26 protein-coding genes are annotated in these 24646 nt (G+C 58.4%); 10 read left to right on the top strand and 16 right to left on the bottom strand.

Annotated features, from left to right (window positions below; genetic code table 11):
• Positions 1-22: 22 nt before the first annotated feature.
• From NP825_RS21105 to NP825_RS21125, 5 genes are all read right to left on the bottom strand, one after another.
• Positions 23-1063, bottom strand: coding sequence for a ParB/RepB/Spo0J family partition protein (locus NP825_RS21105; protein WP_257551706.1), 1041 nt, complete (start codon positions 1061-1063; stop codon positions 23-25).
• Positions 1064-1166: 103 nt separating this feature from the next.
• Entirely contained in the window at positions 1167-2369 is a 1203-nt protein-coding gene (locus NP825_RS21110; protein ID WP_257551707.1) for an AAA family ATPase, read from the bottom strand.
• 299 nt (positions 2370-2668) lie between these two features.
• A complete protein-coding gene (locus NP825_RS21115; RefSeq protein WP_374046576.1) occupies positions 2669-3787 on the bottom strand; it encodes a replication initiation protein in 1119 nt (372 codons plus the stop codon).
• A 773-nt stretch (positions 3788-4560) separates the two neighbouring features.
• Positions 4561-5163, bottom strand: coding sequence for a hypothetical protein (locus NP825_RS21120; protein WP_257551709.1), 603 nt, complete (start codon positions 5161-5163; stop codon positions 4561-4563).
• Positions 5164-5217: 54 nt separating this feature from the next.
• On the bottom strand, positions 5218-5412 hold the full coding sequence (locus NP825_RS21125) for a hypothetical protein (protein WP_257551710.1): 195 nt from the start codon (positions 5410-5412) through the stop codon (positions 5218-5220).
• A 38-nt stretch (positions 5413-5450) separates the two neighbouring features.
• On the opposite strand from NP825_RS21125, the gene NP825_RS21130 reads away from it, so the two are divergent.
• Positions 5451-5852, top strand: coding sequence for an OB-fold nucleic acid binding domain-containing protein (locus tag NP825_RS21130; protein WP_257551711.1), 402 nt, complete (start codon positions 5451-5453; stop codon positions 5850-5852).
• Between the two features lie 63 nt (positions 5853-5915).
• On the opposite strand, the gene NP825_RS21135 is transcribed toward NP825_RS21130, so the two are convergent.
• From NP825_RS21135 to NP825_RS21145, 3 genes are all read right to left on the bottom strand, one after another.
• Entirely contained in the window at positions 5916-6410 is a 495-nt protein-coding gene (locus NP825_RS21135) for a hypothetical protein (protein ID WP_257551712.1), read from the bottom strand.
• Positions 6407-7612: a hypothetical protein gene (locus tag NP825_RS21140; RefSeq protein WP_257551713.1), complete on the bottom strand. Its 1206-nt coding sequence runs from the start codon at positions 7610-7612 to the stop codon at positions 6407-6409. Before NP825_RS21140 ends, NP825_RS21135 begins: the two co-directional genes overlap by 4 nt.
• A 254-nt stretch (positions 7613-7866) precedes the next feature.
• On the bottom strand, positions 7867-8292 hold the full coding sequence (locus NP825_RS21145; protein WP_257551714.1) for a DUF1810 domain-containing protein: 426 nt from the start codon (positions 8290-8292) through the stop codon (positions 7867-7869).
• A gap of 216 nt (positions 8293-8508) precedes the next feature.
• On the opposite strand from NP825_RS21145, the gene NP825_RS21150 reads away from it, so the two are divergent.
• The 5 genes from NP825_RS21150 (at position 8509) to NP825_RS21170 (ending at position 12642) form a co-directional block, all read left to right on the top strand.
• Positions 8509-9024 (top strand): sigma factor-like helix-turn-helix DNA-binding protein, encoded by a 516-nt coding sequence (locus NP825_RS21150; protein ID WP_257551715.1) that lies wholly within the window; start codon positions 8509-8511, stop codon positions 9022-9024.
• A 216-nt stretch (positions 9025-9240) separates the two neighbouring features.
• A complete protein-coding gene (locus NP825_RS21155) occupies positions 9241-9891 on the top strand; it encodes a GntR family transcriptional regulator (protein WP_257551716.1) in 651 nt (216 codons plus the stop codon).
• Between the two features lie 167 nt (positions 9892-10058).
• Positions 10059-10187, top strand: coding sequence for a benenodin family lasso peptide (locus tag NP825_RS21160; protein WP_148309302.1), 129 nt, complete (start codon positions 10059-10061; stop codon positions 10185-10187).
• A 56-nt stretch (positions 10188-10243) separates the two neighbouring features.
• On the top strand, positions 10244-10897 hold the full coding sequence (locus tag NP825_RS21165) for a lasso peptide biosynthesis B2 protein (RefSeq protein WP_257551595.1): 654 nt from the start codon (positions 10244-10246) through the stop codon (positions 10895-10897).
• Positions 10897-12642: an asparagine synthetase B family protein gene (locus NP825_RS21170; protein WP_257551596.1), complete on the top strand. Its 1746-nt coding sequence runs from the start codon at positions 10897-10899 to the stop codon at positions 12640-12642. Before NP825_RS21165 ends, NP825_RS21170 begins: the two co-directional genes overlap by 1 nt.
• A gap of 9 nt (positions 12643-12651) precedes the next feature.
• Here NP825_RS21170 and NP825_RS21175 read toward each other — a convergent pair whose 3' ends face one another.
• The 8 genes from NP825_RS21175 to NP825_RS21210 all read right to left on the bottom strand — a co-directional run bounded on the left by NP825_RS21175 (position 12652) and on the right by NP825_RS21210 (position 21835).
• Positions 12652-14769, bottom strand: coding sequence for an Atxe2 family lasso peptide isopeptidase (locus tag NP825_RS21175; RefSeq protein WP_257551597.1), 2118 nt, complete (start codon positions 14767-14769; stop codon positions 12652-12654).
• Position 14770: 1 nt separating this feature from the next.
• On the bottom strand, positions 14771-17365 hold the full coding sequence (locus NP825_RS21180) for a TonB-dependent receptor (protein WP_257551598.1): 2595 nt from the start codon (positions 17363-17365) through the stop codon (positions 14771-14773).
• Between the two features lie 66 nt (positions 17366-17431).
• Entirely contained in the window at positions 17432-18505 is a 1074-nt protein-coding gene (locus tag NP825_RS21185; protein ID WP_257551599.1) for a FecR domain-containing protein, read from the bottom strand.
• Positions 18502-19080, bottom strand: a complete 579-nt coding sequence (locus tag NP825_RS21190; protein ID WP_257551600.1) for an RNA polymerase sigma factor — start codon at positions 19078-19080, stop codon at positions 18502-18504. The genes NP825_RS21185 and NP825_RS21190 overlap by 4 nt, the downstream gene beginning before the upstream one ends.
• A 357-nt stretch (positions 19081-19437) precedes the next feature.
• Entirely contained in the window at positions 19438-20049 is a 612-nt protein-coding gene (locus NP825_RS21195) for a plasmid pRiA4b ORF-3 family protein (protein ID WP_257551601.1), read from the bottom strand.
• A gap of 200 nt (positions 20050-20249) precedes the next feature.
• Positions 20250-21170: a nucleotidyltransferase and HEPN domain-containing protein gene (locus NP825_RS21200; protein ID WP_257551719.1), complete on the bottom strand. Its 921-nt coding sequence runs from the start codon at positions 21168-21170 to the stop codon at positions 20250-20252.
• 40 nt (positions 21171-21210) lie between these two features.
• Positions 21211-21594 (bottom strand): type II toxin-antitoxin system VapC family toxin, encoded by a 384-nt coding sequence (locus NP825_RS21205; protein WP_257551602.1) that lies wholly within the window; start codon positions 21592-21594, stop codon positions 21211-21213.
• Positions 21587-21835: an AbrB/MazE/SpoVT family DNA-binding domain-containing protein gene (locus tag NP825_RS21210; RefSeq protein ID WP_257551603.1), complete on the bottom strand. Its 249-nt coding sequence runs from the start codon at positions 21833-21835 to the stop codon at positions 21587-21589. The genes NP825_RS21205 and NP825_RS21210 overlap by 8 nt, the downstream gene beginning before the upstream one ends.
• A 360-nt stretch (positions 21836-22195) precedes the next feature.
• Between NP825_RS21210 and NP825_RS21215 the strand changes: the two genes are divergently transcribed.
• The 4 genes from NP825_RS21215 (at position 22196) to NP825_RS21230 (ending at position 24559) form a co-directional block, all read left to right on the top strand.
• Entirely contained in the window at positions 22196-22711 is a 516-nt protein-coding gene (locus NP825_RS21215; protein ID WP_257551604.1) for a helix-turn-helix transcriptional regulator, read from the top strand.
• Between the two features lie 62 nt (positions 22712-22773).
• Positions 22774-23103, top strand: coding sequence for a hypothetical protein (locus tag NP825_RS21220; RefSeq protein ID WP_257551605.1), 330 nt, complete (start codon positions 22774-22776; stop codon positions 23101-23103).
• A 59-nt stretch (positions 23104-23162) separates the two neighbouring features.
• A complete protein-coding gene (locus tag NP825_RS21225) occupies positions 23163-23618 on the top strand; it encodes a hypothetical protein (RefSeq protein ID WP_257551606.1) in 456 nt (151 codons plus the stop codon).
• Between the two features lie 152 nt (positions 23619-23770).
• On the top strand, positions 23771-24559 hold the full coding sequence (locus tag NP825_RS21230; RefSeq protein ID WP_257551607.1) for a JAB domain-containing protein: 789 nt from the start codon (positions 23771-23773) through the stop codon (positions 24557-24559).
• Positions 24560-24646 lie beyond the last annotated feature (87 nt).

Genomic DNA, 24646 nt, shown 5'->3' on the forward strand with positions numbered 1-24646 from the left:
CGGCACGTACCGCCACTCTCCCCTATTTGGGCCAATGTTGATCAAGGAGCTTCTGCATCGCGGTCTCCGCCTCAGCGCGACTTCCTCCGCTCTTTGGAAACAGAGTGACACTGATGCCTTTCCTGTCCTTCTTTTCGACACGCAGTAACAGCACCCCGGCGCCCGACAGGAATACCCCTTCGGGCGAACCTGTCTTTTTGGGGGGGGCCTTACTCGCTGCGTTGCGTCTCGGCTCTGAGGCGGCGGCGGCGACCAACGCTCGAAGAATATCAGGGACTGTCACCGGAACGTTTGTCTCGCCTTCGGCCCGAGCCCGGGCAAGGCGGGACGCTTCTGCAAGAACTCTAGCTCGAGAATCGTCGGGCTTCAGAATTGGCTTCAAGGTACCGACATGCGAAATCTTAAGCTCGAATGGATCGGGGAATGCGATCATCAGTTCGTTCGGCAAGCGAGCCAGATCAAGATAGCGACTGAGCCACGCCTCGCTCTGGTTCAGGCGTTGCGCCATCGCCTTCTGCTTTCCGCTGTAATAGAAATCGAGAGCTTTCAGATAGTCTCGCGCCCGCTCGACATCGGTAAGATCTTCCCGGGCCCTGTTCTCGAGATCGGAAACTCGGAAGGCCTGTTCGTCCGTGAGGCTCCGGATCTCGATGAGGTAACGAATGTCGGGATAGTTGTTGGCGCGTAGCCAAGAGACGGTCCAGTGGCGCCGAGCGCCCGAGATGACTTCATAATCATGATCCGGGTCACCCGTTACGCGGCGGACGATAGCAGGAAACTCCTGCTTGCCCTGTGCAACGATGGTCTCGATAAGATCTGCGCACCGCTCCTCATTTAGCGCCGCATAGTCGCGATTGTGACGTTCCCAGATTCGACACCGCGCTGGGTCGACGAGTTCCTGGGGAATGTCGACGACAGCGCCGGATGCGAGATCCGCCAGCCGATTCGTTCGGCTGCCCAGAACTCCGACGCCGAGCCGACTCTGGCGTTCAACGGGCGAGGTGGCCGCAGGCTCCATTCCCGCGGCCAAGTCAGCGACAAAGCTCTTGTTCTTGGAGGTCATTGCCCTCCCCTTTCGTACAAAATTGCAGGGCTGCAATTTCCGCTTTCTCGTTCCGCCGCCCCGCTTTGGAAATCGCTAATTACGGGTCTGCGATTCCGGCATATCATGCGAGGCCCTCCTTCCGCAGGCGCGGCAAATGACTTGGCCAGGTCGCTCGGATATCGATCTCGATCTCCCCACAGACCCCATCCAGATAAGTCAGGCAGCGATCGCGGACTTGCTTACTCGTCATCGGTCCGTTGAGCTCGTAGACTGTCATTAGCCGGGCAGTCGCGTTGTCGATCTCCGCAGAATCCTTAAGCGGTGTGCGGATCATCGCATTGCCGAAAACCTGCCGCATCAGCTCCAGTAGCCCCTTCTGCATTGACTTGGTATCGTCAACCTTCGACGCGAGGAACCGCAAGAAGGAGAGTTGAGGCGCAAGATCGACCGCCTCAAGCTCTTGAATTGTTTCATCGAGCATCGCGAGGAATGCTGCAGTAGACGAAAAATCCATCACCGTTGGGGGAACAGGCACAACAAGCGCGTTCGCAGCCCTCAGCACCGACAAGGAGATCGCGCCAAGCGCCGGCGGTGGGTCCAAGATGATGACGTCATAGAGATCGGAGACCGACGCGACACCCTGCGCAAGGCGGTTCAGAAGCGCGCCCTGCCCTCGCGCCATGCGTGCAGCCAGCTCATATTCAGATTGGAACAAGCGCAGGTTCGCGGGGATCAGGTCGAGACCGTCGAAATGGGTCTTCTTTATCGCATACTCGAGCGTCTCGCGTTCACCCTCGCGCAGGTAGGGATAAAGCGTCTCGTCCTCGCTCAGATCAAGGTCAGGCACGTAACCGAACAGCGTTGTTGCCGAGGCCTGACTGTCGCAGTCGATCAACAGGACGCGATAGCCCCGGATCGCAAGATTCTGGGCCAAATGGACCGCCGTCGTACTCTTGCCAACACCGCCCTTGAAGTTCTGCACCGCCAGAATTGACACTGGATCGGACGGAGCGCGCCAAGGGCGGGTCCCGAACGTTCCGCGCATGTCGTTGAGCTGGGCGAGACTGTAGGCATGGCGCCGATTGTTCTCACCCCGGGTCGGGGCAACGAGGCGTCCATCGGATTCTGCCTCCCGGATGGCGGCGGTGGTGCGTCCAACGAGTTCAGCAGCTTTGCCGATCGGGAACGTCGGCTCGCGCCGCTCATCCGCTCGCGCGGAACGCGCAGAGTCGCGCAAGCGTTCGAGTACCGACGATGTACGCGCAGCAAGTGCGCCCACGTCCAGTGTCTCGGCTATGCGAACCTGATCCACCGACGTAGCCATAACATCCCCTTTGTGAAAACTAGCGTGCTTCTGTCCGATTTTCACTTTTCGGTCAATGAAAAGCTAATATTTGCAAAACTCAACCCCGGCGTGCTGATTTCACAATCGCGGCACATCTGCGTCACCTAGATCATGCGATCCAGGGCTATGGCGTCAAAATCCTGCTGAGACGGGCAGCCCTCGCCTCACCAATCCTGACCGATTGGGGGACCCGCGTGAGCAATGCAACAAATTGCAGGGCTGCAATCCGGCCCTCCGACAGTCAGCTATTGAAAATTGCAGGCCTGCAATTCTCCTCTTCAAGGTCGTCCTCGGCGTGAGAAATAGGACTCGCAGAAGCCACGCCACGACCGCTCCAACTTCACACCCTTCAGGGATACCAGACGATTCCCCATCTCCTTGCGATACGCCTCCGCGATGCCATCGACATCCCACCCGCCGCCATGCTCTACGCCGACCTTGTAGAACTCTTCTCCGCCATATCGGAGCGACCCCGATGGAAAGGCCGCAAACTTTTCGCGCGGCTCACGGTCCGGCGCCGCCAGCTTCGACGCCGCGTCGGCAACGAGCCTCCCGATCAGCTCCGGGGCGACAGTTGGCCCTGCGATCGCGATCTCCTCGACGCTATCCTCCCGTCGAGCCTTACGGCCCGAGGTGTGACGCGCCAGTTCGTCAACGGTTTCGATTTGGGCCGGTGCATCCTTTGGGGCGAAACGGAAGATCAACTCCGTCACCGCCCTGCCCCGTCGGATCTCGTCCCACTCCACAGTGAAATGCGCGAGCTGGTCGATTTCGGCTTTCGCCACCAGCAACACCTTGCGCCGCAACTGAGCGAAATCGGCATATTTCTCGGGATCGATTCCCAGCGCGGCCCGAAGGCCAACCATATCGACCTTCCAAACCGGTTGCCGCCGATGCAGCCGCAACGCACCTTCTTCATAGAGTTTGAGTGAATAGGCCGACCGGAAGCCGAGAACGGCCTGTCGATTCATTACCGCATAGGTCTGCGATTCCTGGATGAGGCGCCGCGCATCCGGGGTGAACTGCCACTCGATCCAACCGGTCTCCTTGCCCTCGTCCTCGACTTCCTCCCACGAAGCCTGAATGAGACTGAAACGCTTGGTCGCCCGTTTCCCCCGCCAAGACTTGTCATCCTCAGCGAACAAGGTGCGATGAAGCTCCTCGAGCATGTCGACGATCCGCTCATTCCCCTTGTGACCGCGTCGAATATCCGACTTGCGCATTCGATGCGACACATCACGCCAAGCATCGCCGCCTGCCGTAAGGATCATCAGCGCGAGAAGGCGAGAGGCCGTCAAGCTGAGCGACTGGCCACGAACGAAACGAACTTCGACGAGCCGGCCTGGCTTGACGAACTCCTCACCGCCTTTGCGGGCGAGTGCCGCAGCAACCCGCATCGCGCGAGCGGAGGAGACTCCATCCTCATTATCCGCTATGAGTACTGGGTCCGATTCCCCCATCGTTTCACCTCATCGAACACTTGGTTGCCTGACCTGACCTCACTCGTCAAGTCAGGTCAGGATAGGCTGGTCGCCACCACCCCCAATCGGACAGGATCAAATTCAAGCGAGAGAAGGGAAAGGGCATAGAGAATTCGCGAGTCGCGGCGACCACCTTCGGAACCGCACTTTTGGGTCTATCCCGTCCATTAAATTGCACCGGCGAGGGAACTGAGCGCGCTCCCCCAATCAGACAGGATACCCCAAAGAGGCAGGATAACTCCCCCGATCGGTCAGGTAAAAGCCCCCAAAACGTCAGGATAAAGCCCCCAAATGGACAGGATAATGCTTGATTTCCCGAGGAAAACCGCCGGTCACGCTGCTTAGAATCTTAGAATCAGTAGAATCTAGAATCACCCCGACGCTATCGCGCCGGGCGTTTTCAGACTTTGATTCATTCAAAATGGGGAGAGGCCAAGGTGGTGAGGCCTCGCGACCACTGAAGGGGCAAGGTCGCTCACGCTTTAACACAAATCCGAGACCTCCATGTAGAGCGAGCCCAGCCGGATGTGGTCTGAATTCGGCCGATCTTTCAGGCACAGCTATGCCCGGGTATTGCTTCCCTTGACCCCACGGGTTCGGCCGAAGCCGTCTGCAGAATTAGGGTGCGTAGCGTCAAAGCGCCGGCGGGAACCGCCAAAGATGTTCGCGCCGAACGCTGGCGGAGCGCTTCAATAAGGCGCAGCAAGCACGGCACCGGGCAGGGGGTCCGCGTGGCCCCAGAATTGAACAACGGCGCGCGTATAGCGCCGAAGGTCGTCCTGACCGATCCGCAGCTCTTCGCTCATCGGCACCGGCTTGGGAGCGATATCGTGATAATCGAAGGACGTACGTGTCCACAGATGCGGCGCCTTCGCGAGCAATTTCGTGCAGGCTCGTCCATCGCCATGCCTAGCGACATTGCCGGCGAGGTGGAGTTCGTGGAGATCGCTCGCCACGCCGATCACATCGATGTCGATAGCAGCGATTTCCCACGCTGCGCGTGACAGATCGGTCGCGCCGGAGAACTTTATGCCGTGCGCCTGCGCCCACCGTGCGAGCTGACGCTCGAACAGCCCGTCAAGCGTGAGGACAAAGGCCTTGGCGGCCTCGTTGGCCGTATGGTTGTCGATTTGCGCGGCGCACCGATCAAGGAATGTGTTCATATCGGCCGTTTCACCCACCACCAGCGTCTCGTGCGTGGGGAGCTCGCCAAGCGTTTTCACGATGACCCGCTGATAAAAGCGGTCGACGTTCGCTTGGAACGTGCGCGGCAGCATGTCTCTATCGGCCATTGCCATGTTCATAACCGAGAGAAACGTCCCGAGCGAGCATCCCGAAGGACGCGCTTACCGCGCCGCGATGCGCTGTGGGCGATCAAGGCGCTGCGCGACGAGCAGCTTCCCTTGTTTGCCGCGGCTGATGCCAGCGATAATGGGTTCGTCCACGAAATCATCGAGCCGCCGATGCGGCTCAACCCGATGAAGGAGGGTAGGGAGGTCATCGAGGATTATGGCTATGTCGACCTGAGCCTGCGCCAGCATCCGGTGGCGTTTCTGCGGAGCAGCTCACCGCCCGCACGATGGTTCCCTGCAGCACGCTCGATGGCGTCCGGGACGGCGGCTATGTTTGGCTCGCCGGGCTCATCCCCGTCCGTCAGCGTCCGGGCTCAGCAAAGGGCGTCATGTTCATCACGATCGACGACGAGACGGGCATCGCCAATCTGATCGTCTGGCCGCGAATGTTCGAAGAAAATCGGCGCCTCGTCATGGGCGCGCGCCTGCTCGGCATCTATGGCCAGGTCCAGCGCGAAGGCGAGGCGGTCCATGTGATCGTTAAGAAGCTCGTGAACCTTTCGGACATCCTCGACACGCTCACCCAGCGCGATGGGTCGTTCCGCTTGGCGCTGGGGCGCGCCGATGGCGCGATGAGCGGTGGAGGACCCGATAGGGGAGGGGGCAAGTGCCAGCTCCCGAACTCATAAAGAGCCGGAATTTTCGTTGTGTCGACGGGAGTCGGCAAAGGGCTACCGGGGTCAGAATTATGGCTAAAGCAGCTGTGCAAGGAGCGCACGGCGGGGCGCCAGCCTTTCGGCAATACCGCGGCAGACTATCTCTTGATAGGAAATGCTGCCGGTCAAGAAATCGGAAGGAAGAGCGCTTTCCCGGATAATACGACCGATCTCTCCGAAGATACGCGGGTCGGATTGAGGATATTGCTGGAGTGCCGACAACTGCGCACGGGCGCCTTCTATCTCCTGGCTATGGGAAACCAACCCGCCATTCCGGCCTCCACCCCTCTCGGCGAGCATCGCACCTGCATTCGCGAACGCCTCGATCTCGGCGGTCAGTCTAATGACTTCACTGATGAGACGCACCGTGCGCGCATGCTCCTCGTTCTTGGCGATCTGCCGGAGCTTGCGGGCGTTTCGTTCCTGACCGAATGCGATCCACAGCGCCGCGACGACTGCGCAGAAACTCGCAATAGCCGAAGCCCCATCAGCGGCATTCCCCCAGTCAATCGCCAATGGGCAGAACATCATTTCCCCTCTTCCAGAAAGTCTTTCCACGAAAGCCCGAGGCTTTCGGGAAACAGCCCCTCTACAGGGGCCATGTCATAGCTGAAGCCTGTTCCGCCTCGGCGGAAGTTCGAAGCCCGAAGCCCGCTCCAGAGCAAGGCCATATCCTTGTCACCGGTGCAGAGCTGCATCGGCTCTTCCGGAAACAGGCAGTGGCATCCGATGAAAAGTTCGATCGCGCGCAGATCGGCGAGCGCATTGTAGGCGTCCGCTTCGGTATACCCGTTTCGGAACTTGAGCAGCCGCTTGGCGGGGCTCTTACCGTTGGGCACCGCGACAGCGCTGAGAGCGGCCAGCACGACCAGCGACTGTCGCGGCACCGAATGGAGGTCGGCGGCCTCGATGATTTCCTTCCACCGCGCTTCGACGTCGCGCTGCGCTACCGGCGAAATCATCCGGAGAGCGATATGGCGCAAGAAGCACTGCTTGCGGTCCAGGGATGCTCGTGAATCTTCGATAAGTCCGAGCGCGCCCTTCAGACTGTCGGGGCCGATGGCGAGTTCAGCTTCAGGAAGAGCAACGCGCAGCTTCATCTCGACCTCCGCGAATTGCGTCGCCGCGTCCTCCGGTGTCGGAATGGTTCGGCTATTGCCTTCGAGAACGAAAAGCAGCGGATTGATACGGATGGGCTGATCCGCGAACAGATCGATAAAATCGGGTTCCTGCTTGCCGCGCCGCTTGCCGTTTTCAAAGCGGCTGGTGATCTGGCTGACGACATTGCGGTCCACCAGGATCGTTGTCTTTTGATACATCACGGCGAAGGCCGATGGGAGCCAGCCTCCCCTTACGAGGCCGATCGCCCTCGAAGTGAACTCACTTTGCAGTGTCGCCGATGCATTGACGGTTTCGCCTGGCGCACGTCCCTCGATCGTCGTGTCGATCAGAGTGCCGCCGCGCCAAACGAGCGGGATCGTGACTGGCTTATGAATCTTCGCGCTTTGCAGAGTCACGAAATCCAGAGGTTGGACTTGGGCGTTGACGAAGCTCAGTGTCCGGGGCTCGCCTCCATCCGGCCCCTCCAACTCAGTGAAGGTGAACATGGGATCGCCCGGCTGGGGAGTTCTGCGATCGGTTTTTGGTAACTCGTCCATCAGTATCTTACCCCATTTCTTTCGGCCAGCGCTCCACGACCGCGGCATGTCGGCGTTGACGTCCGGCGCCGCCAAGCCGTTCCAGCTCAACGAGAGGACATGCTGGATCGAGGTTCGCCGTTAGAAGAACCGGCGAGAGCCCACCGCACACGGCTAAAGCAAACCTCCGCTCCGAATACTCCATTCGGACGAAATGAAACCAAGGCCGGCGGGTCGCGCAACAATTTCTGTCTGCGCGGCGGTCGATCAAGTGCGGTGGCGGAAAGGGGAAGGTGAGGGGAGATGTAAAGGAGCGCGGATTGCAGGATCAATTCCCAGCTTTGGCATCGTCATGCTTTCCCGAGCAACCGCAACGTCCTCGTGTCCCGCACGCCGCCAAACCACCGATCAAGAGCCGCGCCAAATAGTGGATGCGGATAGGCCAGTTCGAACAGAGTGAGTGACGAGCATAGTTTCCTTGTGTCAATCTCTCCGAAGACTGCATCCGCATCGCTGGTATTGAGGTCCTGCAGGGCTGTCACGCATTCCAGATAACGTGGACCTAGAATCGGATGGTCCAGATAGGCCCGAGCCTCCTTCACCGAGTGAATCGCAAATTGCTGCGCTGTCGAGCTTCGCCCTAGCTCCGCAAGCTGAGGAAATATCCACCACATCCAATGTGTCCGCTTCGCACCTCGCCGTATTTCCGCGAGCGCAGGAGCATAGGCGAGGACCTGGACCTCCACAAAGCGATCGAGCGAAAATTCGTCAGTCATGCAGGCCCCAACGCGCCCTGCCTGAATTCATTGGATGAGGCAGGCTCCCAAGGATTTCAGCGTCCATATGGACGCGAAGGAGGGGAGAGGGAAGCGAAAGGGGGGGGCTGCGGAATGTCTAGGGCGTTTGAACCCAGGGTTCCCTGACCGCCCGTCACATTGCAGGCCGACCCGTACCGCTTTGCGAATGGTCGGTCGTCACGAAGGGCACATATCATGATCACCCGCCAAATAGTCGAGCTTCTCCAGCAACTCCTCCATGCTCTTGAAGACGGCAAACTCGTCGGAATGGTTTTTCAGCGCCGGGTTCGACGGCGAGAACTCGCCGCACGCGTAGCCGCGGAACTAAAACGTCTCACGGCACCCGCCCATCCAGCAATACAGGAAGCGCGCGAACGATGGGCGACCACATCATTCCTCAGAATTGATCAGGATGAGCGGGTAATCGAGGTCAACCCGAACGGAACGAGTTGGGTTCGCGCCTGGGTGAAAATTTCGACTGCATTTCCTACCCGAGCGGACACGCCGGATCGTCGACGGTTCGAAGCTGCATTAGCTGACATGCCGGAGGAGATGCGCCAAATATTTCTCGCACACGCGCTGGACGGACTGCCATATAAAACAATCGCCGAGCAACTGCATGTAGATGTTGCGCAAGTGCAATTGCAGATCGGACTGGCGTTGGCCCGACTGGACGAGGCGGTGGCAGAGGCCGGGGAGAAATCCGTATAGAAATTGGGTTGGATGGCGCAGTTCAACGCATGAAATCGCTCCAGAATTGAGGACTGTTTCTTTTGACCTCACTCGTTTTTCTGACTTATTCGGTGCAAACCGATCAACGTACCATGAGAAGAATCGCGAAACTTACAGGATGCCTGTCCGACCCACCTCCTTTCGTGATCGCATCCGGTTTTCAAGCGATCGTCGAGGCGAGATTGTGTATCCGCTATGATGCTTTCCAGCCCAGCCACCTCGTCCCGTGTATACGCGCTCCTGAAGGACGACATCCTTCGTGGCCGCTTCGCGCCACGGACCACGCTGATCGAGCGATCTCTGGCCGATGACTATGGCACGAGCGTCACCCCAATCCGGAATGCCGCTTCTCAGCTTGTTGGCGAACGACTGCTCACACCGCACGCGGGAGGCGGCTACGAAATACCGAATATCGGTGTGACCGAACTACGGGACCTGTACTTTTGGCATGGCCACCTTGTTCGCAGCGCACTGAATCCCAAACGCATCGACGCCAAACCAGCGGTGCAGATGGTCGTCGATCCTCTTCCGGAGCTGACGACGCCGGCGAGCATTGCGACTGCTACGGCTCGCCTGTTTTCAGCAATAGCGGCTGTATCATCAAGTGGCGAACTTGCGTGCGCGGTCGCGTCAGCTGGTGAGCGACTCAGTGCAGCGAGGTTGAGGGAGACTGTGGTTCTCAACGGAGTGGCGGACGAGCTCAGGGCGGTGCAGGCCTTGACCGTGCAAGGTCGATGGCCAGACCTCGTCCGGTCAATTTGGGCCTATCATCGCAGGCGCCAGCGACGAGTAATTGAAATTGCCGCGGCCGTCGGAAGTCCTGACCGCGATGATCTTTCATTTTGATTCCAAATGACAATGAAGGCGCGCCCGCGAACAGATGGACATTGCTCGCGAGGCCCAACCGAGAGTGCACCCATATGCGGGGTCTTATCGCGTCGCTGATCAGCGATAGCCGCACTAGCTTTCGAAATGCTGCTTTCCGCAGCGATTGAAAGCAAATGGAGAGAACCATGAACCACGAACAGAATGACGATCTCATCGATCTCGGCGCCGTCACCGAGGAAACCAAGGGTGTGGGCGAAATCCTGACCGACGGCGTCGGTGGACAACTTCCCCGCGCCGGTCTTTCGGACGACTGAGCCGTTGGGCGCGTGAATCTAACTCAGGTTCGCGCGCCTACAGGCGATCCTGAATCATGAACTACGCACTTCGCGATGGGCTCAGTTTCTGTTCCGCAGAAAGCCGCACAATTATTCTCGATCTCCATTCCGGGCGCTACGTTGCGCTTGCCGACTGCAATCACGACGCTTTTCGTCGCTGGGTCACCGAGCAGGACCCGTCAGAGACCGACCGTCATCAGCTGAAGAAGCTGGCGGAGCGAGGGATTCTAGCGGTGGTCGATAACGCCGCCATACCCAAACCGATAACGACAGTTTTGCCGATTGCGACGCACGACCGTAGTGCCACCATATCGCCTATCGAGACCATCCGTGCACTGATAGCGCGGCTTCTCTGGAAGAGGCGACTAAGGCGTTGGACTCTTCAACGCATCGTCGCGCGGCTCAAGAAGAACGCGATTGAGGTTGAGCAACCGCGGAGCGAAGCGGCGCTCGCTAGCATCCTGCGGGCGTTCGAGTTTACCGATCTACTGGTAGGAAGCCATGATCGATGTCTGGAACGATCCTTGGCGCTCGTCGCCACATGTCGCAATCGTGGACTACAGGCCGAGGTCGTAGTGGGCGTGCAGACAGATCCGTTTGCAGCGCACTGCTGGGTGCAACGTGGAGCCACCGTCCTTAATGAGAGGCCTGATAGAGTCCGGATGTTCATGCCCATTCTGGTGGCATAATGCGCCTTTCTTACCTCCTCCTCGTGTGCGTTGGAAATCATCCGTCCGATCAAGACGTCAACGAATTTTGCTCGCGCACCGATCTTTCGCTGAGACACCACGAAGGGAATGTCTTTCTCTTCACGAACGATCCTGACGACATCATCAGCGTCGCAAACGGCCGTGGATTTGTCATCGGCAAACTCTTTCGCGATCGCGGGCAGGGACATCAACTGAAGGTCCTGTCATACGGCGACGAAGTGGAGGTGATGGAGAGCGAGGGACGCCGCCTCGTTAATGAGTTTTGGGGCAGCTTCGTCGCCTTGGTCATTAGCCAGAATGGCATAAACATTGTCCGCGACCCTTCTGGGGGGCTTCCTTGCTACTGGAGCCAGACCGACCGCCTCATCGCGTTTTCGTCTGACGCGGAAACTTTAGTTGATTGGGGTGCCGTTGGCCGCTCGGTCAACTGGGCGTCTGTCGGTCGTTTCCTCTACCATCACCAGCTTCCTTCAGAGTGTACGGCCGTCGAAGGAATAATGCAGCTGCTCCCAGGAAGCGCGCTCTCGATTGTTGGGTCTCGAGTAGCGGCAACGCCGCTGTGGAGTCCTTGGAACCATATAGAGCCGAACGGTGCATCCGAACCGAGTCCTGATCGCCTTTTTACGGTGCTCCAATCAACTTTTTCGGCTTGGCGATCGGCCTTTAATCGTCCCTTGGTGGGATTGTCAGGTGGTTTGGACTCTTCGATAGTTGCGGCATGTCTAGCGGGCGCCCGCTCCGATTTTGTTTGCACGACCTTGACGACCTCTGACACTACGGGAAACGAGACGGAGTATGCTCGAGCAGTTAGCGCGGTCCTTGGGGCTGAGCTCGTCGAGATGCCCTATATGGACCGACATATCGACTTGGACAGATCTGTGGCTGAGGGAATCCCATTCCCATGCGGTAAATCACACGAACAAGCTTACAATCATGCAATCCGAGAGGCGGCATCGATAAATAAGGCTGACGCCTTCTTTGTTGGGGCCGGTGGGGACAATGTTTTCTACCTTACGCATTCCGCGCGACCGTTAGCGGATCGATTCCGAAAAGAAGGGTTGTCGCTAGGCGTCATGAAGACGCTGCGGGATATCTGCGAGGTCACAGGAGCCGGCGTCGGTCAGACATTGATCGAAACCGTCCGGCTTTTGTCTTCGCGTTCCATGAAAATGCGGTGGAGCGCCGTATCGGATTATTTGCATCCGGATGTTATCGCAAGCGAGCGAAGCCGAGCGGTTGAGCACCCCTGGTTAAGTCCACCGCGGAACGCCCCGCTCGCGAAGCTCGGTCACGTTGCAATGATTCTGCAGGCGATGAATCACGTTGAGCATCGAGATAAACAACTGGCGATGCCCATGATCTCACCTCTCTTGTCTCAGCCTGTCGTTGAACTGTGCCTGAGTATTCCGTCATGGGAATTCTGTGAGGACGGCGTCGATCGGTCGGTCGCCCGTCGTGCTTTTGCTTCTGTCCTGCCGCGCGAGGTAATCGCAAGGGTGGGCAAGGGAAGTCCTGACGGTTTCATTGCGCAGTTCATCGATCGGCATCGATCGGAAATAATCGATCGGCTATGCGAGGGGCGCCTTGTGAAGCATGGGATAATCGATCGATTGGCAATCGAGCCGCTTCGGCGATCGAACAGCAGGAACGGGCTCAATGACTGCCCGCGGATCATGGCCCTTCTGGATGCAGAGGCTTGGTCCACACATTGGTCGCGTGCATAATCGCGACTCCTACTTCGGGAACGGCCTCTTCCAAGATGCCTTCATTTCCGACCAACGCTCGGCTTCTGCTTTTCGAGCTGGATTGCTCGGCACCAATCCCTTTAGCCAGAAGTCGAACCAATCGATATTGCGCTCATATACCGCCAACCGATGCGCGGGTTGCCATTTGATATGATCCTCCTCGGGAAATATATAGAGGTCGCTAGGAATCCCGACTTGGACTAACGCCGTATGGCCACCCACCATCGCTAGATATTCATTGTCCGCCGCCTGAAAAAGTAGCGGAAAGCTTACGCGCCGAGGGTCATTGATGATTGAGATCTTCGACCAGAACCCGGGGTTCGCTTCTGCAAGGCGAGGCCAACCGCTCTCGTGATAGTTCTGCGCGATCATTGGCCCCAAGATCGCGTCTTGAAAGGGCTCCCATCCACAACCCGAGACTGACCCTGCTGAGAAAAGCTGGCTATTTATCGCTGCGAACTGGACCGTAGTGCATCCGTCGCTGAGCCCGGAGATTCCGATGCGCTCCTGATCAACGAAGCCGTTGTCGATCAGTCTACGAGTGGCGATTTCGATCGCCGATAGGATGTTCCGTCTACCTCGGAAATCGTCGTTGAAGGCAGCCACAAGTTGCTCGATTGATTTTTGTCTCCCGACGATATCTTCATACGTCAGATTGTCGACGCTCAGGATGAAGTAGCCTCGCCCAGCAAGCGCTTGGATTGGCACCTCATCTCCGATTCCCCCGCGAAGAAATCCCTTGGTCCGATATTGAACGATCACCATCGGGTAACGACGACCGGGTTGGTATCCGACGGGATAAACCAGGTCACCATAAAAGGGCACATTCTCACCGTTGAGCCAATTCAGGCGCTCTACGCGCCCCAGCGAAAGGTTCGAAAAACCCGGGTTTGGATCAAATATTTCTTCGATTTGGCCGGTGGCTAGATGAAGTCTTACAAAATGGCGCGGCCGTCGCGACCGCTCGCGTAGGCAAAGAAGATCATCTGCGAGCGCCTGGCATTCGATCAACGCGTCGCCGGTGAGGATAATACGTTTCGGTTTACCCTGACCCGGAATCCATTCGTAGATGCCAGTGAGGCTGTTGGCCCACCCTTCGCGGCGCGAAAATCTAATCCTGGTTCCTTTTTCATCCCACCAGACTGAAGTGGACCAATCGAATTCGCAGGCCTGGAAGTGGCACTCTTCTGACTTTCCATTCTGTTTGACCGCCAAGCGAAAGAGAGGAGGGAAGAGCGGCGTCTCGGTGGATTCCGCCCATGCTTCCGAGCCCCCAGATGTTCTCGAATAGGCTGTGGCGTTTCCCGGAAGACCTCGAGCTACGTCAAACAGGCCGGCCTCATCGACACGGGCGTCTCGCTCGTGCCCATGTTCTATATCTACGCTCCGCAAGAGGCGTTCCGCGTCGGGTGTCTGGGGCCTCGCACCACGCACCGGAAATGCCCGCCTATCGAACCGCCAGCCCCTTAATCCCTCCCGATCAATCTCAGCTGATTTTTCAGGCAATTTCGGGCGGGATGAATAGACAATCGTTCGAGCATCCTCTGAAATCCGAAAGTCATCGACATTCACAAGGGAATGCGTGACCTGACTGGCATCCCCAGTGCCGACGTCGACCCGCCATACCTGAGTCAAACCATGCTCGCGTTTCAGATATGCGATCCAGCGCCCCTCGGGTGCCCAGCGGGGCGTAACCGGTGCAGCAGTTCCAATCGGAAATTTCGCCCAACCATATCTGGGAGGTTCGTCGCGGATGAGTTCGCGGCTAAAATCAAGGATCCGAACCGTTGTCGGCTTCTCGAGCGAAAAGATAGCCAGTCCGGCACAGTACATATTTTCATTTGGGAAGCCTCGATGAAGGACAAACGCCACCCACTTGCCGTCTGGCGATATGGCAAAGAGCTTTCGGCGGCGGTCAGGTAACGTCGCCGGGCCGATATCACGTAGCTGCGCAAGGAGCTCGGGCGTGACGGGACCGCTTCGCGCCTCTTTTTTTTGCGCAGGTGGCGCCAATCTTGCGCAGACATCGGCGGCGAGTACCGACTGTGGAAGGACACCTGCTGCCGCGGCTAACAGTGTTGCGGCGAAGCGCTTTGGGGACCCCACGTCACCAAGCCTTCGACAACGTCAGGCTTATTACCCTCCCAAATGGCGAATGATTGATCGAGTCATATCGGAATGCAGCCGGATCGACCGTTCGAATGACACTAGGCTTCTCATTGAACAAATTTTGAATAGCGATGGTCAAATTCGTGCCCGACAGAAGGCCGCTCGACGTCCCACTTCGGAAGGTCGCGACAGTGTCGAAAGTCACAAAGGATTGGACTCTCGCACTCGGTTGAAATCGATTGTCCTTGGTAGCGCCAACAAATGATCCGGATGCACTTAGAACGAAATTGGCTTCCTCCCAGCTCGCGCTCATTCGTCCGCGCCAATGTGGCGGCTGAAATATCAAGCCAGATTGCGGCATGGATGGAAGACCGGTCGTTATCCGCCGAGAGCTATCGAGATAACTCAGCGCTCCCTTAACCGATAACGTCCTGTCGTTTCCGAGATCACGAAGAAAGCTCACCGATCCGTCGAAACCATCGGCCGATTGCAGAGAAATATTCTGGAGCTGATCGTTGACGATCGCTGCAACCGTGCCGGGATCGAAGGGGGTGCCTGTGAAATTTGCGAAAGAGCCAGTGAGGCCGTCGACGATCGAAAGCACATCCGCCGCCGATGGATTGAGCGCGACAAAGTCACCGAATACGGGGAGTAACGCGCTGGTCACCGGTGAGATCGGCTCTGCGACGCGATTCTTGTATCGAATCCTAAAGTATCCCAAGTCGATCCTCAGTCCGGGGAGGCCCGCAGGCTCGATCGACGACGATAGAGTCAATGTGGTCGCACGTTCCGGCTGAAGGTTCCGATTGCCACCAAACACCAAGAGCACGGGATTGGCGTTTGTGGGGGAGGGATTGAAAATGAACCCGGGCACCAACTGTGCATTTGTCGTTTGGCCCGTCTGGAAGAGGGTCGGAGCCTTGAACGATTTGCCCCAATTTGCTTTGAGTTCTAACCCATTGAGGGGCGAGTAAATCAGCCCGAGCTTCGGCGTCGTAACGCGGTCGATTCCTTTATGATCTTCAATGCGGATTGCGCCATTCACCTGTAGTTTTCTTGCGAAGGCAACCGAATTTGTCCCGGTGATCAGCGGCAACGACACTTCACCGTAACCGAACAAGACCTCGCGCGATTCACGAAAAACATCGATCGGCGCCTCTACACTGCCAACAAATCGGCGAGAATCGACGCGAAGACGGTTGGAGCGATAGCCCGCCCCGATTGCCAATCTAGCGTCGCCGCCGGGCAAACCAAAGATTGGCCCCTCTGCACCGACCTCGCCTGACCTCAAACTGTTATCGTAATTGGGCAAGGCGCGCATTGTCTCGACACCGCCGACATATGTGACATTCGAGATCGTGTTGTTGCTCTGGCTGTAAGTTCCAAGGATATTAAGATTCCAACCCGAGGGCAGTGAAAAGCGGAATGCAGGGGAGACTGACCAACTGTCGACACCTGAGGCGACAACACTCCCTTGCCGGTAGCAGCTTATCGAAACGGCAGCGCTTGTCGGCGAAATACAGCGCGACGTCGCGCGATGCGTAAAGTGGCCATCAACCTCAAAGACGCTTCTATCGGAGATTTCCTGCCTTCCCGCGAGGACGATGCTCAATTGCTTTTGACCGGGCACGACAGTGGAGTCGGGAAGAAGGTTGCTGGTGTAGGATCGCTGCCGTGCTTCGATTTCGCCAGTTCGGGAAAAGTCGCCGGCAAACATAACGCTACCGCCGTTCCAAGAAGGACCTCCGACGGCGCTATATTGCTGCGCAAAGGCTCCACCCTCAGTCGCCGTGCCGATCCGCGCGGAAGTGAACAACCGTTCAAAGCTGCGTCTGAGAATAATATTGGCGACGCCGGCCACGGCGTCCGAGCCATAAAGTGCCGACGCACCGTCGGCTATCACATCAACGCGCTCAATCGCCGCCAGCGGTATTGCCGAGATGTCGATACCTTGACTGATAGCATCGAATGCAATGCGATGACCGTTCAAAAGGGTCAGCGATGCATCTGGGCCAAGACCTCGCAGATTGAGAGTCGAAGAACCGGAGACGTTCGAAAAGTTGCCTTGGCCCGTCGGCGCGATTGTAGGATTTTGACCACCCGAGAAATTCTGCGGGAGATCGCGGATAATTTGACCGAGATCGGTTTGACCCGCCAGTGCCGCATCTCGACGAGAGATGCTCGTAATGGGGGACGTTGCGGGACCACCCCGAATGCGCGACCCGGTAACGATAATCTCGCTTTGATCGATGCTGTCGTTCACCGCCGCTTGCGACGCGGGAAATCGCTCACGGATAATGATCGCCCCTCGCCGTTCGAGGATGACGAGGTTCGTTCCTTGGATCAGAACTTCTACGGCTTCGCGGGGCGTGTATTGCCCTTTCAGGGCCGGCGCTCGCTTTCCGTCGACGATGTCCGTCTCGAAGTAGATTTCGCTGTTCGACGTTCGCCCGATTGCGCGCAATGCAGAACCCAAATCCTGGGCTTCGAGTTGATAACCGCGGCGCTGCTCCGTTTGCGCGGCCGCGGGTGTGCAAACCAGCGCCGCGCTGATCGCAATCGCGGACGTAAAGATTTGGCCCCGTACTGACATGAATTTCGCCTCCCTGTCCCCGGCGAGCGCGCCGGTGTTGGGGAAGCGACGAGCGAGACTCGCGAATTATGAGGGCGGCGTGCAGTTTTCCTTCTGCGGTGATGGGCACGTCTTGACGAGAAGCAGCTGATTATTTCCCCGAATGAGAGCCAAGCGAAGCATATCGGCGAGATTTTCGGCCAGCCGCTCCATATCTCGAATGCGGTACGTGCCGGAAACTTTTTTGTCGCTTACATCTGTGGCGGCCACCAAAACAGGGCCGGTCGCGTAGCGGTTCGCTTCGCTCACGACATCGCCGAGCCGGACACCGTCATAGTCCCTGACACCTTCCGGCCAACGCCGATCGGTAACGGGCGCACTGGTAACCTGGATCGGAGATGCTGCTTTCTCGGCCCGGAAAATCAGCTGCTGGCCAGGGGCAAGCCGGACCGGCATTTCGGCTGGGGAACGATCTCCTCGAACCCTGACGTCGACGGTGCCGTCGAAGAGTTGGACTGTGACCCGCTCGTTGCGAGCTAGGGCGACGTCGAAGCTGGTTCCCAGCGCGGTAACGGTCCCATTCCCTGCTGCCACGATGAACGGCCGCTTGTCCTTCTCTACATTGAACCGGGCGCGGCCGCGTACCAACCGAACATCACGCTGGGTCCGGTCAAATCTGGTCAGCACAAGGCTATCGGTATCGAGCGTTACGCGCGATCCGTCCGACAACTCCACTTCCCGAATCTCACCGAGCTTGCTCTGCAGCTGGTTCGAGTTCTCACCGGTGGTGCCGTTATTTGCGATCTCCGGGCCGTCCTGCTTGAGCGTGCCGAGCGAAACCGCGCTGAGATAGAGCGCCGCCACTGCGCCGACGAGACCCAATGCAAGCCCTGCCATTTTCAGCTTCCCGGCCTTCTGACCGGTAGGGCTCGGCGCGGGATGGTCAGCGTCGTGCGGCGCATCTTCCTTCAGCCCCTTGCCGATGCTGAACGTCTCAGCGATCCTGTTATAGGCTGAGCGGTGCAGGGCACCTCGTGCGAGCCATGCTTCGAATTCTTCGCGGCGAGCATCGGCCTCGGGGCCGCGCATGATCGCAAACCATTCAGAGGCCTCGTCCCTCAGATTACCGGGGCGCTTTGGCGTATCATTATCTTCGTTCATTCCCGCTCCAGGGCCGCGTCAATGTGGGCGAGAGCGCGTGCGACATGATATTGCACCGTGGGAATCGAAATCCCGAGCTTTTCCCCGATCTCTCTGTAGGCAAGCTCTTCAACACGGTGAAGCAGAAATACTTCTCGCGTGCGATCGGGCAGCTCCGCCAAGGCGCGGCGATAGGCGCGCATCACGTCCTCGGCTTCGATGCCGTGATGCTGATCGGGCGAGATAGCTGGCTCGCATCCTTCACCGATCGGAACATGAAATGATGCCAGTCGCACCTCCGCGCGCTTGCCGCGGTCGTAAAGCAAATTGCGGGCAATGCGCTGCAAATAGGCAGCCGGTGTCGGCAGTGCTCGCTGCGCCAATGATCCCACGAGGCGAACGAAGGATTCCTGGACGAAATCGCCTGGATCGTCTCCGTCGCGAAGTCGGGCCCGGAAATATCGGGCGAGGCGAGGGGCTTCCTTCCGAAAAAGGGACTCGATTTCTGTCTCGATCGCGGCCTTGCCTTCGGCGATGGACGAGTCTTCTGCATTCAGCCCCCCAGTCGGGCTGCGGAAATCGCGGTTCGATGGCATGAATGCACTTGGCCTCTCGGGCCGACAGATGTTGGGCGCCCGGGACCGCCGGTGCCAAACTGACGCAAGGTGTGTCGCATCGATAACTTCGACCGCGACCGCTCGACGCGAACAACGAGCGTAATGATACCCGGCAGGATAATCCTACGCGGCGATTGCCGGCTTATTCCGCCCCGCGCCGCCATCCTTAGCCGATCAGGGCGATGCTTCAAGTCTATCTCGAAGCTCGGTCGGGAACATTCATCTTCAAAGAAATCCCAGTCTGGACATAAGGAAAATTCCTTGCGGAGGCTCTTTTCTCTACAGAGACGTCGAGCGAGCGCGGGAGGTTAAGCGTGGTGAGGAAATCGCCGTTGATTAGTTGTCGCGAGATTTAGCCTCGGCGTAGGCAGCCATTCCCTGTGACCTCCGCTTGGCGAGCTTCGCCATGCGCGCATTGATCTCGTCGGCGCCGATATCGGTAGGATCGAAAACGCCGCCATACCATTGCACCATGGATGCGCGCTCGGGATGGCGCGGCTTGGCCATGGCATTGAGGAACTCTTCAAATCCCGGGGTGCCGCCGACATCTTCGGGCGGGGCGCGTCGTTCGCCATCGACGAAGCGCGGGTAATCGGTGCCGGGAATGGCGAGTGTGATCTCTTCGATCTCGACACGATGACGCCAATTATCTCCGAAATCATAGGTGTAGATGAAGCTCGTGATACCGCGTTCGACGAGCTTGTTGATGCGCATATTGGCGGCGTCGCGGGTGCGGACCATGAAAGCATCGTCATCATCGAAGCGGATGCCATAGGCGGCATCGCCGACATCGAAGCGGAACAAATGGTAGTTCTCGAAGAGCATGCAGGCCTGGATCGCGAGGTGCAGGGTCTTGAGGCTGTTGGTGACGGGAAGTTCGACGCGGCGCCAGATGGCGGGCTTCATGTCTTCGAGCGTTATGCGAATCCGGGCGATCTGATCGGTCATATAGCTGCGTTTATATCCTTAGCCGAATGGAACGGCGCTTCAAAGCGCCGGTGGATTTTGAGCCTCTCGCCGGGTGAGAGGTGAGGGGATTCTGCGCCTCCCTTCGGGATCGCCGCTCTATCTCCGCTTCGCTTCGACCGAGCCTCGTTCCGTGTCTCGTCCGTTCCGGTGACGATCGGCTGGCGGGCCGCGGCGCTGAACTATGCGCCTGCTTCGGCCTGCAACATGGCGATCCGCGCCGAGCAGATCTCATGGACCCGCTGACCGAGAATCTCGACGCGTCCCGAAAGCCAGTCCAGCTCCTCGCGCGAAATTTTGTAGTGCTTGGAATAGCGCGCCTTCCGATAGGCGTCCTTGAGCTTCTGGTACATCGCGCGTTCGGCGCGGGTGCCACGCGGCCAGACATCGTACAGATGGCGATCCAACTGCTCGGCCATATCGCGCAGGAACAGGATATTGTGATCGTACGGTGTGTAGAATTTGAGGACCAGTAGCAGGCCCTGGTACAGATTTTCGACGACCTGATGGAGCAGGAACGCGGCTTCCTTATTGTACTCTTTCGCCACCGCTGTCTGAAAGAGATCCAGAAAACGCGTCGCATCGCCCATGTACTCTTCGAAATAGTCCTTCGCCGCCTGTAGTGCCATTTCAGGGGTCTTCGGCTTTGGCTTGCCGAGTTCCTTGTCGTCCGACTGGTAGAGGATGACGCCATCCTTCACGATCTCCATGAAGAAGACACGGCCATGGGCGAGCGCATCGTTCACTTCCTGGAGCGAATGGACGATGAAATTCGCCGGCGTCTTGATCACCTTCTCGAGCAGATAAGCGTCGCTGATCCGGCGCTCGGCATCTTCCCAATAGGTCGCGCGGTCCGCGAGTTCATTCTGGTTGACGATGACGAGGATATCATAGTCCGAACGATATTGGTTCGCGTCCTGCGGTGCCTCGACCCAATCGCCGCGGGCGTAGGAGCCGAACAGGATGACCTTGAGAATCCTGCCGTTGCGCCGCGCGCCAACGGCATTCTCCGTCGCGGCGCGCAAGCCCTGAAACAATATCTCGACGATAATATCCAGTTCGCGCTGCTTGCGATGCGGCAGGAAGTCGATTTCGGTGCGCATCATGCCGCTCCGCGGGCGATACAGGCGTGCTGCAGTTTCATCACCGGGCAACTTCGATGGTGACGCCGATGTCGAGACTCTTCCACGCCCTGTCCATTGTGATGGCCGTCGCCCCGAGGGAATGCGCGAGTGCGAGGCAGGCCCGGTCGCCAAGTGAAAGGCCGGCGAGCTTCGTGGTCTGTCGTAGCTTGCCCATGAACACCGCGCCTTCCTTGTCCAATATGCGCGTATCGAGGTCGAGCAATGCGATCAGTTCATCGATTTCGCTGTCCCCAAGCCCCCGATCTTGCAGCTTGCCCACGATCTCGGCCAGATTCACGGCGCTAATGCAGCCGGTGTCCAGATGCGCCTCGATCTGCTCCGCTCCTGGCTCTTCCTGAATCACCGCGAGCACGGCCGATGCATCGAGCACATAGTCAGTCATGGGCGGCCTCGGACCTGCGATCCGCGATCAATTCGTCGGCGAGCGAAGCGCTTGGGGGAACGCGATTGCGTACAAGAGCTCGCACGCGGCCAAGCGCTGTCCGAAACGATCGCACCCGAAGCTCTCCATCGACCACCTCGATGCGGACATCGTCCCCATCAGCAATCCCAAGTGCCTTACGGACGTCCGCCGGAATCTGAAGCCTGCCGCCCGATACGATACGAGCCTTGTGAACGCTCATGACGAAATTCCCAGATGATGTTCAAGGATGCCAATAGTGTCGCCTATCTGTACTCTGTAGGCAAGTCTCAATGAGCCAAATTCTCGCCCTTATGGCATATGTTGCCGAATTGGCAGCATTAGGCGCCGATCGCCGGTTTGCGAATATGGACTTCCTGCCTTATTAACAGAGACGTAGAGATGTCCGGATCAACCGCCTGGCGCGATGTTTCGGACCAGAACGATCGCATGTCGATCGAGGGGAGCGAGCGATGTTGCGCGCCGATGGTCCGTCCCATTCCGATGGGGCGGCAACGCTAAGCCGTGGGGCGAACAATGCCACCATGGAATCTCCGGCTCGCCAAAGTTGCCGGGTGCCCTCGTGAGCGATCAGGCCGATTTCGAGCGTTGGTCGCGGTTGACGAACAAGCAGCGCGCCTGCCTCGACCCTCTACTCGAACGAAAGACGTCCAAAGAGATCGCGCGCCTGATCGGCGTGTCGAAGCCGACAGTCGACCAGCGTCTGACGACGGCCCGCTCTGTCCTTGGTGTCGATACGCGAGATCAGGCGGCTGTCGAATATGCACGCCTCAAGCGAATATATGATCGGATCACATATGATCCGATGCACATTCCCGACCGAGCGGAAATAGTGCCATCTGATTTCGCGGAGGGAGACCCCTCGACCGTAATCCACCTGACCGACATGGCGGTTGCCGTTCGGAGCACGGAGGGACCGGTGGAAGGACTTTCCGACCCGCTCGAGCTCATCTGGAGACGAGATCATAAAGGTTTGGCGCGCTTCGCGCTCATGATGACAATGCTGGTCGCCTTGCTGCTTGTCGTTCATGCAAGTCTGGGAATTTCCGAGACTCTGACCCGCCTCGTTTCCGGCTGAACTTTTGAAAAGCAACGCCAACAAGTGCCTGGAAGTCGTGCGCTTCCGGGGAAGGAGAAGTTATGTCCGGAAATCTCAATGCAATGACCCTGCGGCTTAAGCAGGACGTTCCTGTGGCCGAAGCCAGCCTCGACAGCGCTCTGATCGCCGTGTCGACTCTTATGACGAGCGTCGTCACTGCCCGGCAGCGCGTCGGCGTGGCACCCAAGACCGGCCAGGCATCGATTCTGCGCCTCGCAAAGGCTCAGCTTTCGCTCGTCGAAGTGAGCGGTGACGTATTGCGTGTCCATGGCGAGCTCGCGGACATCGCTCAGGAGACCGCGGGCCTAGATGTGCACGAATGCCCAAATCAGGCCAAGGCAACGGGCGCGCAGCTCACCGTCGTCGCCTGAAACTTGACTGGGAGCCATCAGCATGATTTCGGGGAAGAATGTTGCGGATAGTCATATTCTTGATCTCGCTGCTGATGGCTTCGGCCTATGCGCTGTGGAAGGGGGGCGGCCCCGAACGGATGATGGCGACAATCCTCCTGGGCATGCTCGTCGTCGACCAACTTGCTCATCTTCTGATCCCCGTGCAGTTCGCGAGCGTCGACACCGCGCATCTTGCTATCGACCTGATTGCGGCACTCTTGACCTTCACCTTGGCGATGACGGCACATCGCTTCTGGCCGCTGGTGGCCGCGGTCCTGCAGATTTTGCCGCTTCTGGCGCACTTCACCCGGTTGGCGAATGTGGAAATGCATCCGATCGCCTATCTGACGATGCAGGTTGCTGCCTCCTGGCTTCTGCCGCCTCTCCTCGCCGCCGCAACCTGGAGGCATCAGACCCGGTTGCGGAGGAGCGGCAGCGATCAGTCCTGGCAGCCCTCATCGCTACAATCGCACCTTCCGAAAGTCTTCAGATAGCCGATCGGCTGCTCGGCGAATACCGCAGCCTCGATCGCGTTCTGACGCAGAAGCCCGAAGCTCTCCGGCGAACCCTGGGTGGCCGAGACAGCGTTGCGACCCTAATATCTGCGACGCGCGCCGCCAGTGTCGAAGCACTACGCTCCAACCTAATGGGCAGGACTATCAAGCCGACCGATCCGAAACTCATTGCCTATCTCAAGGCCTCGATGGGCAGCCTTCCCGAAGAGGTACTTCGGGTTCTGTTTCTCGACGGGGCACGCCGGCTCATAGCGGACGAGCAGTTGCAGCAGGGCAGCCTGGCTCAGCTCATCCTTTATCCACGCATCATATTCAAACGAGCATTGGAGCTCGACGCGGCATCGATTGTACTCGTCCACAATCATCCCAGTGGTGATCCGACTCCAAGCGAAGCGGACATCTCGTCTACGGGAAAACTCGCGGCTCTCGCCTGCAACTTGGGAATCGAACTCGCGGAACATATCGTCGTCAGCCGATCGGGCCACGCTCTGATCGGACAGCGGCCACATGGTCGCGGACTCAGGGAAATGGTCAAATATCATCTGGTGAGGGATTCTGGTCGGTCGACCGGATTTCCCGATCGTGACCTCGCGCTGTCGAATGCAAGGCGTACCGCACGTCGGCGGTTGCTCCGCAGGCACATTGTTGGATCCAGGAAATATTTAGGCGAGCCTGCTTGGGACATGCTGATCGACCTCTTCATTCAGTATTGCGAAGAGAAAAAGATCTCCACAGGCGACCTATGCGTTTCCTCCCCATTGCCGCTGAGCACGGCACTCCGCCTCGTCCAGCGAATGTGCGATGACGGACTCATTTACAAAACAGCCGACACGACCGACGGGCGTCGACAATTTGTCGAACTGAACCCTGACCTCGCGTGGCGTCTCCTTGCCTACTTTGGCACGCCCACGGAGGGCTGATGCTCCACTGAGGCCGCAACGCCCGGCGTAAGGGAGTGAGAGAAGGGAGGGGGCTTTCGGGACCAAGATTGGCCCGAAAGAGGAGAC

Source organism: Sphingopyxis sp. DBS4 (assembly GCF_024628865.1).
Taxonomy (GTDB): Bacteria; Pseudomonadota; Alphaproteobacteria; order Sphingomonadales; family Sphingomonadaceae; genus Sphingopyxis.